The sequence below is a fragment of the Lacinutrix sp. Bg11-31 genome, from assembly GCF_002831665.1.
In the GTDB taxonomy this organism is placed as follows: Bacteria; Bacteroidota; Bacteroidia; order Flavobacteriales; family Flavobacteriaceae; genus Lacinutrix.
On record NZ_CP025118.1, the window covers coordinates 1,736,912 to 1,752,443 of the forward strand.

At 31.4% G+C, this 15,532-nt stretch carries 17 protein-coding genes; 6 read left to right on the top strand and 11 right to left on the bottom strand.

Going from position 1 to position 15,532, the window contains the following annotated elements; translation table 11 throughout:
* Positions 1–51: 51 nt before the first annotated feature.
* The 4 genes from yajC to CW733_RS07805 all read right to left on the bottom strand — a co-directional run bounded on the left by yajC (position 52) and on the right by CW733_RS07805 (position 3,044).
* Entirely contained in the window at positions 52–345 is a 294-nt protein-coding gene (gene yajC / locus CW733_RS07790) for a preprotein translocase subunit YajC (protein ID WP_100996657.1), read from the bottom strand.
* A complete protein-coding gene (locus CW733_RS07795) occupies positions 345–836 on the bottom strand; it encodes a DUF1573 domain-containing protein (protein WP_100996658.1) in 492 nt (163 codons plus the stop codon). Before CW733_RS07795 ends, yajC begins: the two co-directional genes overlap by 1 nt.
* A 55-nt stretch (positions 837–891) precedes the next feature.
* Positions 892–1,836, bottom strand: coding sequence for a transcription antitermination factor NusB (gene nusB, locus CW733_RS07800; protein WP_232730410.1), 945 nt, complete (start codon positions 1,834–1,836; stop codon positions 892–894).
* Between the two features lie 101 nt (positions 1,837–1,937).
* Entirely contained in the window at positions 1,938–3,044 is a 1,107-nt protein-coding gene (locus CW733_RS07805; RefSeq protein ID WP_100996659.1) for a Glu/Leu/Phe/Val dehydrogenase, read from the bottom strand.
* 142 nt (positions 3,045–3,186) lie between these two features.
* Here CW733_RS07805 and CW733_RS07810 point away from each other — a divergent pair, with 142 nt between their 5' ends.
* Together CW733_RS07810 and CW733_RS07815 are read left to right on the top strand one after the other, a co-directional pair.
* Positions 3,187–4,944, top strand: coding sequence for an ABC transporter ATP-binding protein (locus CW733_RS07810; RefSeq protein ID WP_100996660.1), 1,758 nt, complete (start codon positions 3,187–3,189; stop codon positions 4,942–4,944).
* A gap of 90 nt (positions 4,945–5,034) precedes the next feature.
* Complete coding sequence (locus CW733_RS07815) at positions 5,035–5,448, top strand: PUR family DNA/RNA-binding protein (protein WP_100996661.1); 414 nt, start codon at positions 5,035–5,037, stop codon at positions 5,446–5,448.
* A gap of 68 nt (positions 5,449–5,516) precedes the next feature.
* Here the strand turns inward: CW733_RS07815 and CW733_RS07820 are convergent, their stop codons facing one another.
* Genes CW733_RS07820 through CW733_RS07830 form a run of 3 tightly spaced genes read right to left on the bottom strand, consistent with a single transcriptional unit; the run spans position 5,517 to position 7,804 of the window.
* A complete protein-coding gene (locus tag CW733_RS07820) occupies positions 5,517–6,548 on the bottom strand; it encodes a lysophospholipid acyltransferase family protein (protein WP_232730411.1) in 1,032 nt (343 codons plus the stop codon).
* 21 nt (positions 6,549–6,569) lie between these two features.
* Positions 6,570–7,466, bottom strand: a complete 897-nt coding sequence (locus tag CW733_RS07825) for a bile acid:sodium symporter family protein (protein WP_100996663.1) — start codon at positions 7,464–7,466, stop codon at positions 6,570–6,572.
* Between the two features lie 2 nt (positions 7,467–7,468).
* Positions 7,469–7,804 (bottom strand): tRNA-binding protein, encoded by a 336-nt coding sequence (locus tag CW733_RS07830; protein ID WP_100996664.1) that lies wholly within the window; start codon positions 7,802–7,804, stop codon positions 7,469–7,471.
* 94 nt (positions 7,805–7,898) lie between these two features.
* On the opposite strand from CW733_RS07830, the gene CW733_RS07835 reads away from it, so the two are divergent.
* From CW733_RS07835 to CW733_RS07845, 3 genes are all read left to right on the top strand, one after another.
* A complete protein-coding gene (locus CW733_RS07835; RefSeq protein ID WP_100996665.1) occupies positions 7,899–8,705 on the top strand; it encodes an SDR family oxidoreductase in 807 nt (268 codons plus the stop codon).
* A gap of 166 nt (positions 8,706–8,871) precedes the next feature.
* Positions 8,872–9,174 (top strand): hypothetical protein, encoded by a 303-nt coding sequence (locus tag CW733_RS07840; protein ID WP_100996666.1) that lies wholly within the window; start codon positions 8,872–8,874, stop codon positions 9,172–9,174.
* Positions 9,164–9,889, top strand: a complete 726-nt coding sequence (locus tag CW733_RS07845; protein WP_100996667.1) for a hypothetical protein — start codon at positions 9,164–9,166, stop codon at positions 9,887–9,889. Before CW733_RS07840 ends, CW733_RS07845 begins: the two co-directional genes overlap by 11 nt.
* A 257-nt stretch (positions 9,890–10,146) precedes the next feature.
* On the opposite strand, the gene CW733_RS07850 is transcribed toward CW733_RS07845, so the two are convergent.
* The 3 genes from CW733_RS07850 to CW733_RS07860 form a co-directional block, all read right to left on the bottom strand.
* Complete coding sequence (locus CW733_RS07850) at positions 10,147–10,686, bottom strand: YfiT family bacillithiol transferase (protein WP_100996668.1); 540 nt, start codon at positions 10,684–10,686, stop codon at positions 10,147–10,149.
* 95 nt (positions 10,687–10,781) lie between these two features.
* Positions 10,782–11,477, bottom strand: coding sequence for a lipopolysaccharide assembly protein LapB (locus tag CW733_RS07855; protein ID WP_100996669.1), 696 nt, complete (start codon positions 11,475–11,477; stop codon positions 10,782–10,784).
* 191 nt (positions 11,478–11,668) lie between these two features.
* Complete coding sequence (locus CW733_RS07860; protein ID WP_100996670.1) at positions 11,669–12,601, bottom strand: peptidylprolyl isomerase; 933 nt, start codon at positions 12,599–12,601, stop codon at positions 11,669–11,671.
* A 140-nt stretch (positions 12,602–12,741) separates the two neighbouring features.
* Between CW733_RS07860 and CW733_RS07865 the strand changes: the two genes are divergently transcribed.
* Positions 12,742–13,176 carry a hypothetical protein gene (locus CW733_RS07865; protein WP_100996671.1) on the top strand — a complete coding sequence of 145 codons (435 nt, stop codon included), beginning with the start codon at positions 12,742–12,744 and terminating at the stop codon, positions 13,174–13,176.
* Between the two features lie 68 nt (positions 13,177–13,244).
* Here the strand turns inward: CW733_RS07865 and CW733_RS07870 are convergent, their stop codons facing one another.
* The gene (locus CW733_RS07870) at positions 13,245–15,437 is read right to left on the bottom strand and encodes an ATP-dependent DNA helicase RecQ (protein WP_100996672.1); all 2,193 of its coding nucleotides are present in this window, start codon (positions 15,435–15,437) and stop codon (positions 13,245–13,247) included.
* Positions 15,438–15,532: the final 95 nt, after the last annotated feature.

The window sequence follows — 15,532 nt, forward strand, 5'->3', positions numbered from 1 at the left end:
AAAAACCTCAAGCGTTAACTTGAGGTTCTTAAATATGTAATTAAAATAGAATTACTTTTTTATTTTTGCTGGTGCATTTAATGCTCTACTGCTTTCCATAGAAATTGCAGCACGATCGAACTTTAATTTTCCAGACATAGTTTCTATAATGCAACTACTATCTTTCTCATTAAGCTCTGCAATTTTACCATGCATACCGCTTTTAGTAACTACTTTATCACCACGTTTTAACTCTGACGCGAATTTTTTTTCATTTTTAGCACGTTTCATCTGTGGTGCTATCATAAAGAAATATACTACAGCAAACATTGCTACTATTGGTAGCATACTCATAAGATCACCCATTATTTAATAACTGGAGATAATGGAGTTGCTTTAGCTGGTGCGTTAGGATCTGGCTTAATAAAAGCAGAAATCTTAACTACTTCTCTACCTTTTTCCGTATTTGCAGTTACTGTAATAGCTTTAGAAATTTTGTTGTTTCCTTTACCATTAAATTTAACTGTAAACTTACCTTCTGCTCCAGGAGCTAAAGGCTCTCTAGACCAATCTTTAGGAATAGTACAACCACAAGAACTCTTTACATCTGTAATTACTAAAGGAGTTTCTCCTGTGTTTTTGTATGAAAATACAGTTTCAACTGGAGTACCATTAATAATTTCACCAAAATCGTGTTCTGATTTATCGAACTCAATTACTGGAAATTTAGATGCTGCTTCGTCTCTAACTGCTGCTGCTGCAACCTTTGTGTCGTCTACAGCTTTTGTTGCGTCTTCTTTACATGAAGTTAATGCTATCATGCATACTGCGCTAAATAATAATACTACTTTTTTCATAATTTAATTTTTTAATATTTTGGTAATTCGATGCAAAAATAACAATATTTTTGAACTACATCAAGCCACGACCAATTTTATTTAGTTTTCCTTCGGTTTGATACTCTTTTACAAGCTTATCTAAAATACCATTTATAAAGACACTACTTTTTGGTGTTGAGTACTCTTTAGAAACTTCTAAGTATTCATTAATAGTTACTTTAGTAGGTATAGATGGAAAACTTTGAATCTCACAAATTCCCATTTTAAGCAACATAAGATCTATACTTGCAATACGATCGCTATCCCAATTGGTTGTTTTTTTAGAGATTTCCTCGGTTAAAGCGTTTTGGTTTAACAGCGTCTTTTTAAACAACTTAATAGCAAATTCTTTATCTTCTATATCCTTATATAGTTTCGGTAAAAAATGAAATGCACTAGAATCTTTTTTAACTTTACGTAACAATTTAAGTATCGTAGTATTAACTGTAGGCAAATCGTCTAACCAAGTTAAATGCTTGTCTTCTAAATAATTGTAAAGCTTGTCGTTAGGTGCAATTATTTCTTTAAAAACATCTACAATAAAATTACGATCTGTATTAAAGTTTGAAGTTGTTGTTTCTAAATACTCTTTATAGATATCGCTAGCTAAAATTTCTTTAAAAATAATTTCTACGTATTCTGTATCTAGCTCCCAATTATTAATATGGTGTGCTTCAAACTTTGCTTGTAATTGCTCATTATTTTTAAGCATGGCAAGCACTTCGTTATTTACAAATTTACGGTTAGGATTTTTTTCTTCTTCTGTAGGTAGATATTTCTTACTACTTCTCTCTAAATGAGTTTCGGCACGTTTTTGTACTTCTATCATTAAAGAAAGCATTAGCAAATATAGATTGTACATATTATCTATACTGTTTAACAAAAATCTTTGATCTTTTGAAAAATCATCGCTTTCACTACCTCTAAAGGCATAAAGCACTTGCATAACTTTAATTCGAATGTGTCTTCTACTTAGCATCTTTACAAAGAACTTAAAAAAATTAGAGCGAAAGTGATGGTCACTTTCGCTCTGCAAAAATAGTATATTTTATGAATACTAATACCAATTATTAATTAATATTAGTTGCTAGAATTTTCTTTTTTTCTAGCATCAATTCTTCCTTGTGCAATATTTAATGCTGCTTGATGTGTTGATGTGTTCTTTATATCTGCATTATTTAATATTTCTAATGTTGTATTGTAGATATTTTCTGTCTTACGCATAATTTCTGTTTTACCATAATTCTCTAATTCTGCGTATACATTAATAATACCACCTGCATTAATTAAAAAATCTGGTGCATAAACAATGCCTTTGTCTTGTAGCATCTGTCCATGTATTTTTTCGTTTGCTAATTGATTATTAGCAGCTCCAGCAATTATTTTAGCTTGTATTTTATTAATAGTTTCATCGTTTATAGTCGCTCCTAAAGCACAAGGCGCATAAATATCTACAGCTTCAGAATAAATATCATTTCCTCTATAAATTTGTGCGCCATATTTAGAGCTTACTTCGTTAAGACGTTCTTCATTTATATCTGTAATAATAACTTTTGCGCCTTCTTTTGTTAAATGCTCTACAAGGGTTTCGCCAACATGGCCAATACCTTGAACGAGTACGCTCTTACCTTCTAAAACATCTGTTCCAAACTTGTATTTTGCGGCAGCTTTCATTCCCATAAAAACACCATAAGCTGTAATTGGCGATGGATTTCCTGCTCCTCCTTTACTTTCTGATATTCCTGTAACATAAGGTGTAACCTCGCGAACTAAATCCATATCGCTAGTTTCCATACCAACATCTTCAGCAGTAATATATTTACCACTTAAAGAATGTACAAAGGCACCAAAACGTCTCATTAGCTCTGGTGTTTTTTGTGTTTTAGCATCACCTATAATTACCGCTTTTCCTCCTCCAAGATTTAAACCTGTAATGGCTGCTTTAAAACTCATGCCACGAGAGAGACGCAAAACATCGTTTAGCGCTTCCCATTCGTTATTGTATTGCCACATTCTGGTACCTCCTAAAGCAGGTCCTAATACCGTATTATGAATACCAATTATTGCTTTTAATCCACTATCTTTGTCGTTGCAAAAAACTATTTGTTCGTGATTATCGAATGATAATTGTCCAAATACTGGATCGATTTTATGTAATTCGTTGGTGTTTAAAACTTCTGAAACCATAGATTATAATTTTATTAATTTGGGTTGCATTTTACCGATTCCATAAAATGAACGCGTAAAAATAATAAATATTGATATTATTGCAAAAATAAAACTATTAAATTGAGTATTTCATAATTTAATCTAAAACACTAAACTGTAAATGAAAGAATTACAGCATCTTAATAAGTATTTCTTAAAATATAAAACGCAATTATTAATTGGGATTGCTATTACAATTATCTCAATTCTCTTTAAGGTATATGTGCCAAAATTAATTGGGTCTATTATAGACATTGTAAATAACCAATTACAGCATCCTGAAAATTCTATTGCAGATTTTAAAAGCGAATTATTAAACAATATCCTACTCATTATTGGGACTGCTATTATAGCAGGAATATTAACCTTTTTTATGCGTCAATACATTATAAATGTATCGCGTTATATTGAGTTTGATCTAAAAAACGAGATCTACCAGCAATACCAAAAGCTCTCTTTAAACTTCTATAAAAAAAATAGAACCGGAGATTTAATGAATAGAATTAGTGAAGACGTTGGACAAGTAAGAATGTACGCTGGACCAGCAATTATGTACAGCATAAATACTATTACACTTTTTGTTGTGGCCTTAGCGTTTATGTTTAAGGAAGCGCCAAAATTAACGCTTTACACAATTATTCCATTACCTATTTTATCAGTTTTAATCTATTTAATTAGTAAAGAAATACACAAACGCAGTACAGTTGTACAAGAGTATTTATCTAAACTTTCGACTTTTACTCAAGAAGCATTTAGTGGTATTTCGGTTATTAAAGCGTATGGTATTGAACCACAAACGCAAGCCGATTTTAATACACTCGCAAAAACAAGTAAAGAGAAACAATTAAGTTTAGTTCGTATACAAGCCTTCTTTTTCCCAATGATGTTGTTGCTTATTGGTATTAGTAATATTATAGTTATTTATATTGGAGGTAAACAATATATTAATGGCGAAATTTCCCTTGGAAATATTATTGAATTCATAATATATGTAAACATGCTAACTTGGCCTGTAGCAACTGTAGGTTGGGTAACGTCTATTATTCAACGTGCAGAAGCATCGCAGAAACGTATAAACGAGTTTCTAAAAATTGAACCTGAAATAAAAAACAATACTCCCGAACCTTCTATTATTGGTGGAAATATTGAATTTAAAAATGTTCATTTTACTTACGATGACACAAACATTAAAGCCTTACAAGGTGTTAGCTTTAAAGTGAACTCTGGTGAAACTTTAGCTATAATAGGAAAGACTGGTTCTGGAAAATCGACCATATTAGATTTAATTGGAAGGCTTTACGATATTGATAAAGGCGAGTTATTAATAGATAATAAAGCAATCGACAAACTAAACCTTACTAGTTTAAGAGACGCCATTGGTTACGTGCCACAAGATGCCTTTTTATTTAGTGACACCATTAACAATAATATAAAGTTTGGTAAAGAAAATGCTTCTAATGATGAAGTTATAGCTGCTGCCAAAAATGCTCAAGTTCATAAAAACATTACTAAATTCACAAATGGTTACGAAACTATTTTAGGAGAACGTGGTATTACATTATCTGGTGGACAAAAACAACGTGTTTCTATTGCCAGAGCAATTATTAAAGACCCTAAAATATTGTTGTTCGACGATTGTCTTTCGGCAGTTGATACAGAAACCGAAGAAAAAATTCTAAATAATCTTAAAAAGGTGTCAGCTGGAAAAACGAGTATAATTGTGAGTCACAGAATCTCTTCAGCTAAAAATGCAGACCATATTATTGTGCTAGATGATGGTAAGATTGTACAAAACGGAACACACAATCAACTTATTGACAACGCTGGTTACTATAAAGACCTTTATTTGAAGCAATTGAGTGAAAACACCTCTATTTAAATAATAAATCTGTTAAAAGAAAAACCTTAAAATGTTGCGTGGTTTTATTTTTTTTATATTTTTGAAAGACAATAATAACAAATTACAACTATGCACAATAACGAGATGATGGAGAAAGAGGAAATTTACTCTAAAGTTTTAAGAGCCGGAAGACGCACATATTTTTTTGACGTTCGCGCGACTAAAGCTGAAGACTACTACTTAACTATTACAGAAAGTAAAAAGTTTACAAATGATGATGGCTCGTTTCACTACAAGAAGCATAAAATCTATTTATATAAAGAAGATTTTAGCGAGTTTAACAGCATTCTACAGGAAATGACAGATTATGTTATTGCTGAAAAAGGTGATGAAGTGATTAGTGATCGTCATCAAAAAGATTTTAAAAAGGAATATGATACTCCTGCTCCAATTGAAGCTGCTTCTACTACAGAAACAGAAACTACAAGCGAAGGAACTGCTGCAGAAAGTAGATTTACAGATGTAGATTTTGACGATATATAAAACAAACTATTAGCCTTGGCTATTAATTTTAAAACACTGTTTCTTACGAAACGGTGTTTTTTTTTTGACTAAAGTTTAACTGCTAATAAAGCTATTATTAAAACTGAAATAATAAAATAAACAACAATACTTACAGAGAAGAAAACAGACAACACAATAGCTAATAACGCTATCCATAATGGTGCTAAAGTAATAACAATGGCAAACCTAAAAGTACCTGTAAACTCTATTTCTTTAATTTTTGGCTGCGCAAGCTTTTTCCAAACAAAATAAGGAACAATGCAAACAACCTTTAAAAGCAGTATAAAAAACAACTTTAAGTAACCATTACTTTTTCTCTTTTTAGGTTGGCAAGATTTAAAACTTGATGCAATACAATTATTAACCTTTTCTGGTTCTAGAAAATCAACATTTAAACGCTCTAAATTTAAAAGCGCCCTATTGTAATTCTCCGTTTCAATATGGGTTGTTAAGCCTTTTAATTCTTGATATACATCTTCCTTTAGTTTTTTTACAGCTTCGTTTTCATTACTAAAATTATATTTTGAAACTGCAATGGGTTCTCCAAACCAAACCAATGCTTCATCTGCAAATGAAGTCGCATTTAGGTAGTTAAAACCAACAGGAACTAATAATAATTTAGTACTCGGGTTTTCATTTAAAACACCTAAAACAATTCTTGTAAATCCTTTACTTAAAGGTCTAACCGTACGCTTTAAATTATGGCTTCCTTCTGGAAAAATAGTAACTGCATCGTTAGCATTTAATAACGATACACATTGTTTAAAAATAGTGTTATTCTGTTTAATACTCTGCCAACCATCACGTACTCTATAAACTGGTATCAATTGTAATGTCTTTAAAATTTTACTTACCAATGGTTTTTTAAAAACTTGAGCTCGCGTTAAAAAATGCGTGTATCTTCCAGATGTTATTGCTAACAATAAAGGATCTAATAAAGCATTCTGGTGATTGCCTAGAAATAAAACAGGTTCATTTTTTGGCATGTTTAATGGTTTTCTAACTTCAATTTTTTTGAAATAGAAAAACAAGCCAATACTTATGTACGTTTTAACACAAAAAAGTAAAAGTGATTTCAAGCGGTAGTTTTTAGTTAGGTTTTAATTAGAATTTCGGGACCAATATAAGGATAATACTAAACCTGATATAATATGCCAGATTCCCCAAAAAGCGGCAATTATTGCCATACCTCCTAATCCATCGAAAAAAGTAAAGATTAATAACAATCCTAAACCAGAATTTTGAATACCAGTTTCTATCATTATCGTTTTTTGATTTTTAAGAGATAAGCCGAATAGTTTCGCTACCAAAAAGCCTAAGAGTAATGCTATTATATTATGTGTTATCCCAATACCAATAACATGTTTTACATAACCCATAAATACATCTAGATTTTTATAAAACGCAATACAGACTATAGCTATAAAAACAATTATAGATAAAGGTTTTAGTAGTTTCGAAAGTTTGATTGCTAAAGCTTCGTATCTATTTCTAACCAACATACCAAGTATTAACGGCACACCTAATATAAGAGACACGAGTTTTAATAACTCTAAAAAGCTAATGTTGACAGTTTGCAATACACTTGCTGTTGGTTGATATAAGTTACCATATAACTCAAAATTAAGAGGTGTTAAAAAGACGGCTAAAACTGTAGCAAAAGCGGTTAAACTTATAGATAACGCTGTGTTTCCTTTTGCTAAATGCGTCATGAAATTAGAAATATTTCCACCAGGACAAGCTGCGACCATAAATAACCCCAACGCAATACTTGGTTGTGGTTCTATAACCAAAACAAAAAGGAAAGTAACCAATGGCAAGAGTACAAATTGCGATAAAACACCTGCTACTAATAATTTTGGCTCTTTTAAAAGTAGTTTAAAGTCTGTAGTTGTAATACCTAAAGCGACACCAAACATAACGACTGCTAGTGCTATATTTAATAGCCAGAGTCCGTTGGCATCAAAGTTTATGGTTACATTATCTAAGTCTTGCATCGTTATGAAACCGTACTTCCGTTTTTAACTGAAACCTCAGGATTTAGCAAGATTACGTCTTTTCCATCTACTGCTCCAAGCACCAAACACTCACTCATAAATTTACCTATTTGCTTTGTAGGGAAATTTACTACTGCCAGAATTTGCCTGTTTAGTAAGTCTTCTTTTTTATAAAGCGTTGTTATTTGCGCAGATGTTTTCTTTACTCCCAAATCTCCAAAATCTACTCTTAATTGATATGCTGGATTTCTAGCTTCTGGAAAATCGTTAACTTCTATTATTGTACCTACACGAATATCTACTTTAGTAAAATCGTCGAATTGGATGGTTTTGCTCATGAGTTAAAGATAATGAAGTTGAATTGCGCAAACAAACTCAAAAAGTAAAAACATATATTTGTTATTCTATTGATAACATAAGCCCAAAATTAACATGAAGCAACTACAAAACAAAACAGTGCTAATTACAGGTGGTGCTTCAGGAATTGGAAAAATTCTAGCACGCTTATTTCTTGAAAAACAAGCAACAGTTATTATTTGGGATATTAACGAAATAAATTTAAACGAAACCGTTTCTAAATTATCTTCAATAGGAAAAATTGTAGGTCATAAAGTCGATATTTCAAATGTTGAGCAAATTCAAAATGCAGCTAAAAAAGTAAAGCAAGATTATGGTAGTATTGATGTTCTAATAAATAATGCAGGCATTATTATAGGTAAATATTTTAATGAACACACAACATTAGACATTACTAAAACAATGGCTATTAATGCTAATGCACCAATGCTTATTACTCATGAGTTTTTAGAAGGCATGATTACAAAAAACGCTGGTCATATTTGTAATATAGCATCTTCTGGAGGATTAATTTCTAATCCGAAAATGTCGGTTTACGCAGCAAGTAAATGGTCTTTAATTGGTTGGTCGGACAGTTTAAGGTTAGAAATGAAAAAGCTAAAAAAAGACATTTACGTCACCACCATAATGCCATACTACATAAATACAGGAATGTTTGATGGTGTAAAGTCTAAATTACCAATACTTGAACCTGAAACAGCTGCACTCACCATTTTAAAAGCCATTGAAAAAAAGAAAAGAATGGTAACTATTCCTGGATATATGTACAGATTAGCAAGAATAGGACAAGCCCTCTTTTCTGTTAATTTTTTCGATTGGTTTGCTGGTAGTTTTCTTGGTATTTATGACACTATGGAAGAGTTTATAGGTCGTAAAAAATAGTGGTTAATTGTTAAGAAAAACGCCTTTGTTTTATCAAAAAAAACAGCTAACTTCGAAATTACTATAACTGCTGAGGTAAAACATTTAAACGATTTCATATCAGAGTAGAAAGTTGGCAGTAAGCTTGAAAAAAATCCGTCTATGATTAAAAATTACGAATTAAATTATGCCAAAGGATAAAAAGAAAAAATCTGAAAAGGAAATAAAATTCTTTGAAAGGACTTGGGTTCAGGCTGTTGGAGCAATTACTTCAATTGTCTTTCTTATTGGAGTTGGATATTCAGTAGGCATATTTAAGGGAGAAATCGATTGTAAAGTAGAAAGACTAGAAATTGACGAATTATATCAAGCCAAGATTGAAGAACACAAAGGAAAATGTAATGCTATAAAAATTGGAGATTTAGATAGTGGAATAAATGATATAGACGAGATTATTGATTTATTAAAAAAGGTAAAAGATGAAAAATAAATCAATCATATTTTTATTAACGGTTGCAACAATTGTAAGTTTAATTTTGTTGTTAATATTAGGCAATTATATTTTTGAACTTGAGCATCAAGTTTCTAAAAAAAATGCAATTATAGAAAAGTCAATTAGAAATGACTCAATTATAGATGAGAAAACAAAAGAGTACGCTGATAAAATTGAAAAATTTGTAAACGATTGTAATTTCTACATTGACGGAAAAAAAATCTCACAGAAAGAAGTTTTGCGAATTGCGAATAAAACTTTAGATAACAATAATAAACTTAGAGACTCTTTAGCTCGACTAAAATTCATATTAAAGAATGCTAAACGTGACTATGGCATTTCATATAAAGTAACGAGAAATGGAGATACTTTAATATCGGCCAAATCCGTAACTAAAGCAGATACAGCGTTAGCATATTATCCTAAATTCAAAGAAATTGAAAACAAATATTACAAGACTTTAGATAGCTTGGAAATGTACAAATGGCAATCCGAATTAGTTAAAAACGATTATGGGATTGAGTATAAAATTCGTAAAGAAGGTAAGAGTTTAAAATCAACAAGAATTTCAGAAACTAAAATAGATTCAGCACTTGTGTTGCTTAAATACTTTAGGCATAGATTATCTAAAGATGAAAATGGAGACTGGGAAATTGAAACTGATGCTGAATATCGTAGAGAGCAAAGGAAAAAAGAAAGAGCGAAAAACTAAGCGGGAAAGCCTACTGGCAACAACGTATAAAAACAATAGGGAAATTGGCACTTAACCCAATGTTTACAGCACTTTTCGAGGTTTATAAATTTTTAAATTTGGCTTATTGAGAAAAAAAATAATAAGTAAAATTTAAAAATTCGACTTGTGTTCAACCGAATGGTTCGTGCGTTTTTTCCGCCCTACTGTTCTTATACAAATCCGTCACAATAATTTCGAACTTAAAAAATTCAATTGAAATAAAAACAATTCAACAACTACCAATTCTCTCTTTTCATCAACCGCTCAATATGCGCATAATGATGATTAGAATGCCAAGCATAAACACCTAAGTTTTCATTTAAAGCAACAACCTCATTACCATCTGGATGAATAAACGTACGTTTTAAATCTTGAAAAGAAAGACCTTTTACAAAGTGTACCAATTTAGCATGGATTACTTTAATGTGTAATAGTGAGTTTTCTAAAGGTTCTTTATAATCGTGTTGTTGTGCCCAAGTATTTTCATTGTAAGCCTTAATAACAGGATTATCTTCCGTCATTGCCCACTTAAAACGTGTGTAACTATTATGGTGGCTATCGCTAATATGGTGTACAACTTGCCTAACTGTCCATCCTTCTGGTCTATATAACGTATCGAGTTGTTTATTATTTAAGTTGGCAACTAGAGTTTCTAAACGGTTTGGAAACTGCTCTAAAACAGAAATCCATTCTTGAATATGAGATTCGGTAATCTCTACAGGACAATGAAACTTTCCTATTGGATATTTTAAGTTTTCAAGTTCTTGGTTTGTCATTTTTTTTGTGTTAAATCGTTTATCATTCCTGCGAAGACAAAAAGTTATGCTTTTCTATTACTATGGATTCCTGCCTTCGCAGGAATGACAACAGATTACTTGTTATTATAAGCAGCAATAAAACTTTTAGCACGTCTATTTCCTGTATTATATTTCAAGGCCATTTTATAGTTTTCTAAAGCCTGTAAAGTATCTCCACTTTTAGCATAAGCTTCGGCTAAACTATCGTAAACATTGTCACTTGTTGGATGTAATGCTGAATTTAATTTAAAAACTTCGATAGCATCTGTATAGTTTTTATCATTGAGAAATTTATAACCAAGCCTATTAAAATCATATTGATTTAAAAAAGCACTTGTAGAATCTTCTTTTTGGATGGCTAAATAGCCTTCCAATGCTTTATCGTATTCTTTATTTTTTAAATAGGTACTTGGTACTAGAACAGAGTCTGGTAATTTTTTATAATTATAAGTTATTTCTGCTTTTTCATCTTCGGAAATCTCAGAAATATAAAACACTTCGGTTTCAGGATGCTTCAAGAATTGAATTTTCTTATTCATTTCCTTTACAAAATAGGTGTTTTTATCTAAATATATAGGTTCTATTTTTTCTGCTCCTCTCCATTTTAAAAAGAGTTCGTTATTTTCAAAATAAACCTCTATTACTTCATTTGTATTAAACAAATAGCGTCCAGTAGTGTCTTTAATAAATCCTGGCGAATAATTTGCTGCTTTGCCACAAGATAATATTAGCGCAAATAGTAAAGTGTAAATAAAGACTTTGGTTTTCATTTTTGGTGGTTTTTTGATTGATTGAATAAAAATACTAAATGTTGCGCATAAAAAAACGCCTCATATATATGAGACGTTTTAGAATTATATTTGTTACTAAATTTTAGTAATAACTTTTATTTAATGAGATACTCACTTTAGTGAGCATAAGCGATTCACTACTTTTTTTTTATAAAAAAGTGGTAATCTGCTTATTTTACTGCCATTAATTCTACATCGAAAATTAAAGTTGCATCTGGTGGTATTGCTCCTCCTGCTCCTCTAGATCCATATCCTAAATCACTTGGTATAACAAAACGTGCTTTATCTCCTACTTTAAGTAAGCTAACACCTTCGTCCCAACCAGCAATTACTTGTCCCATTCCTAGAGCAAAGTCAATTGGCTCGTTACGTTTGTAAGAAGAATCGAAAACAGTACCATCTGTTAAACTTCCTTTATAATGTACAGAAACTGTTTTTCCTTTTTCTGCTTGAACACCTGTTCCTTTTTGAAGAATTTGGTAACGTAATCCGCTTTCTGTTTGGTCGAAACCTGCTGAGTACTTATCTAATTCTGCTACTTTTTCTGCTCTTTCTGCTGCTGCTCTTTTTTCGCGAGAACCTTCAAATGTTCTAAAAGCTTCGATAGCATTAAATTTTTCTGCGGAATTACCTACTCTTACAATTTCCATAGTTTCAATAGAATCTCCTTGAGCAATAGCATCAACAATATCTTGTCCTTCTATTACATTACCAAATACAGTATGATTACCATCTAACCAATCTGTAGCAATGTGAGTTATAAAAAACTGACTTCCGTTAGTTCCAGGTCCAGAATTTGCCATAGACAATATTCCAGGTCCACTATGTTTTAAATCTGGATGAAACTCATCGTCAAATTTATAACCAGGATTTCCAGTTCCAGCGCCTTGTGGACAACCACCTTGAACCATAAAATCTGCAATTACTCTATGAAATTTTAAACCATCATAATAAGGAGTTCCTTGAGGCTTAGCCGTGTTCTCCATATTTCCTTCTGCTAAAGCAACAAAATTACCTACTGTACCAGGAGTTTTTTTAAATTCTAGATTTACTAAAATAGTACCTTTATTCGTGTTAAATTTTGCGTATAAACCGTCTTGCATTGTCTTATTTTTTAATGAGGTGCAAAGATAGGAAGAAGTTAAAAATTTTAAGTAATGAGTTAACAATTTTTTTCAAGTCTGAATTATTAAGTTAATTATGATGAATTTTATTAGCTTTGAAATTAAATTAAAAATAAAGTATGGGTGTTTTTGGAAAGTTATTTGGAAGTAAACAAATTGAGAATAAAGAAGAAGACGAAAAATATATTGAATCTATAATTACCTCTGGAGATGGAGAACCTCTTGCTGTTTCTACTAGTAATGTTATGTATGCTGGATACAACGAACTTGGTGGTTACTACTATTTACAAACTTTTACTATTGGTCGTTTAAAAACTAAAACTAAAAATGGCGCTAAATTACTTATTGAAGGTAATGACTATACTTTAAGTTTAAACTCTGATATGCTTGAGTTTGAATGCGATCCTGCACATCCCTTAAAAGGTTATGTTACTAAAATAGATTTTGAAATTGAAAAATCTGCGGTCGAAAAACTTAAGAAGTCTACAATGAAGCAGGTTACGCTTTCAGTAATGAAAAAAGAAGTTGTTTTTACTGTATATAATAAGGAGTAAAAAAAATCACTCTTGATTTTTAAAGAAGAAACCAAGAGTGATATATTATTTACATAAAGTATTAGTATTTAATTTGCCACCTCGCTAATAAATTTAATACGGTAGAGACGTAATTCTTCGTCATCATAATCGCCATCAAACTCATCTATAGCAACGTCTATTTTATCGGTTTCAGATTCCATAAAATAGTCATACAGTTCCTCTTGTTGATCTTCATCTAATAAATCGTCAATCCAATAATTAATATTAAGCTTGGTTCCAGAAAAGACAATGGCTTCCATTTCTTTAATAAAATCATTCATTTGCATACCTTTAGCAGACGAAATATCTGTTAATGGTAATTTTCTATCCACATTCTGGATAATATATAATTTTAAACCAGAATTAGTACCAGTAGATTTAACAATAAAATCGTCTGGTCTCATGATATCGTTTTCTTCAACGTACTTACCTATTAAAGCAACAAAATCTTTACCATACTTTTTAGCTTTTCCTTCTCCAACACCATGAACGTTTGAGAGTTCGGCAACAGTAATTGGATACTTTAAAGCCATGTCTTCTAAAGAAGGATCTTGAAAAATAACAAAAGGAGGAACTCCAAGTTTTTTTGCATTCGATTTCCTTAAATCTTTTAGCATTTTCATTAATGCCACATCTACTACTGCTCCTCCACCTTTGGCAGCTGTAACAATATTATTGTTATGAGCCTCGTCGAAAGTATGGTCTTCTGTCATCATAAACGAAGAAGGCTTTTTAATAAAAGCTTTTCCTGCGTCTGTTAATTTAACAACACCATAAGTTTCTATATCTTTTTTTAGATAACCTGCTACTAATACTTGACGTAGCAGTGCCATCCAATACTTATTATCTCTATGTTTTCCGTTACCAAAATAAGGCTGAGCATCTGTTTTATGTGAACTAATCATTGCGTTAGAAGTACCAACAATCACACATACCAAATCTTTAGATTTATAAGTTTCGTTTGTAGCTTGCACTACTTCTAGAAGTATAACAGCATCGTCTTTTGCTTCATTTTGTTTTTTAGGATGGCGCATATTATCATCCATGTCTCCACCACCTCCAGTTTCGTTACTAAATTCTTCACCAAAATAATGAAGAATAAATTTTCGTCTAGAAATAGATGTTTCACAATAGGCAACAACCTCTTGTAATAATGCATGACCAATTTCCTGCTCGGCAACTGGTTTTCCAGACATAAATTTTTCAAGTTTTTCTATGTCCTTATATGCATAATAAGCTAAACAATGGCCTTCTCCACCATCTCGTCCAGCACGTCCAGTTTCTTGGTAGTAACTTTCTATACTTTTTGGAATATCGTGATGGATTACAAAACGTACATCTGGTTTATCGATTCCCATTCCAAAAGCAATGGTAGCAACAATAACGTCTACATCTTCCATTAAGAACATATCTTGATGTTTTGCTCTTGTTTTTGCATCTAATCCTGCGTGATAAGGCAATGCTTTAATACCATTAACTTGTAAAACTTGAGCTAACTCTGTAACACGTTTTCTACTTAAACAGTATATAATCCCAGTTTTTCCTTCGTTTTGCTTTACAAAACGAATAATATCTGAATCTACGGTTTTTGTCTTCGGACGGATTTCGTAATATAAATTAGGCCTATTAAATGATGCTTTAAAAGTTGTAGCATCTGGCATTCCTAAATTCTTAAGTATATCTTCTTGAACTTTTGGAGTTGCAGTAGCAGTAAGACCAATAATTGGAATATTGTCACCAATACGTTGAATTATAGTACGTAAATTCCTGTACTCTGGTCTAAAGTCGTGTCCCCATTCACTAATACAATGGGCTTCATCTACAGCCATAAAAGAAATTTTTACAGTACGCAAAAATTCTACGTTCTCTTCTTTTGTTAGCGATTCTGGTGCTACATAAAGTAACTTGGTTATTCCATTAGTAATATCTTCTTTTACTTGTTTTATTTCCGTTTTATTTAAAGACGAATTTAAAACATGCGCAACACCATGTTGATCTGAAATACCACGAATGGCATCTACTTGATTTTTCATTAAGGCAATTAAAGGAGAAACTACAATAGCTGTTCCTTCTTGCATAAGCGCAGGAAGTTGGTAGCATAAGGATTTTCCGCCTCCAGTAGGCATAATAACGAATGTGTTATTTTGAGATAAAATACTTTCGATAACGGTTTCTTGTAATCCTTTGAATTCACTAAAACCGAAATACTTTTTTAGGGCAGCACGTATTTGACTTTTCACAGTTTATTTTAAGCAGTTAATTATTTACACATTTACAATGTAGGCAAAACAACTTCTAAAATCAACACTATTAGTAAGAAGAATTAAAGCTTTAC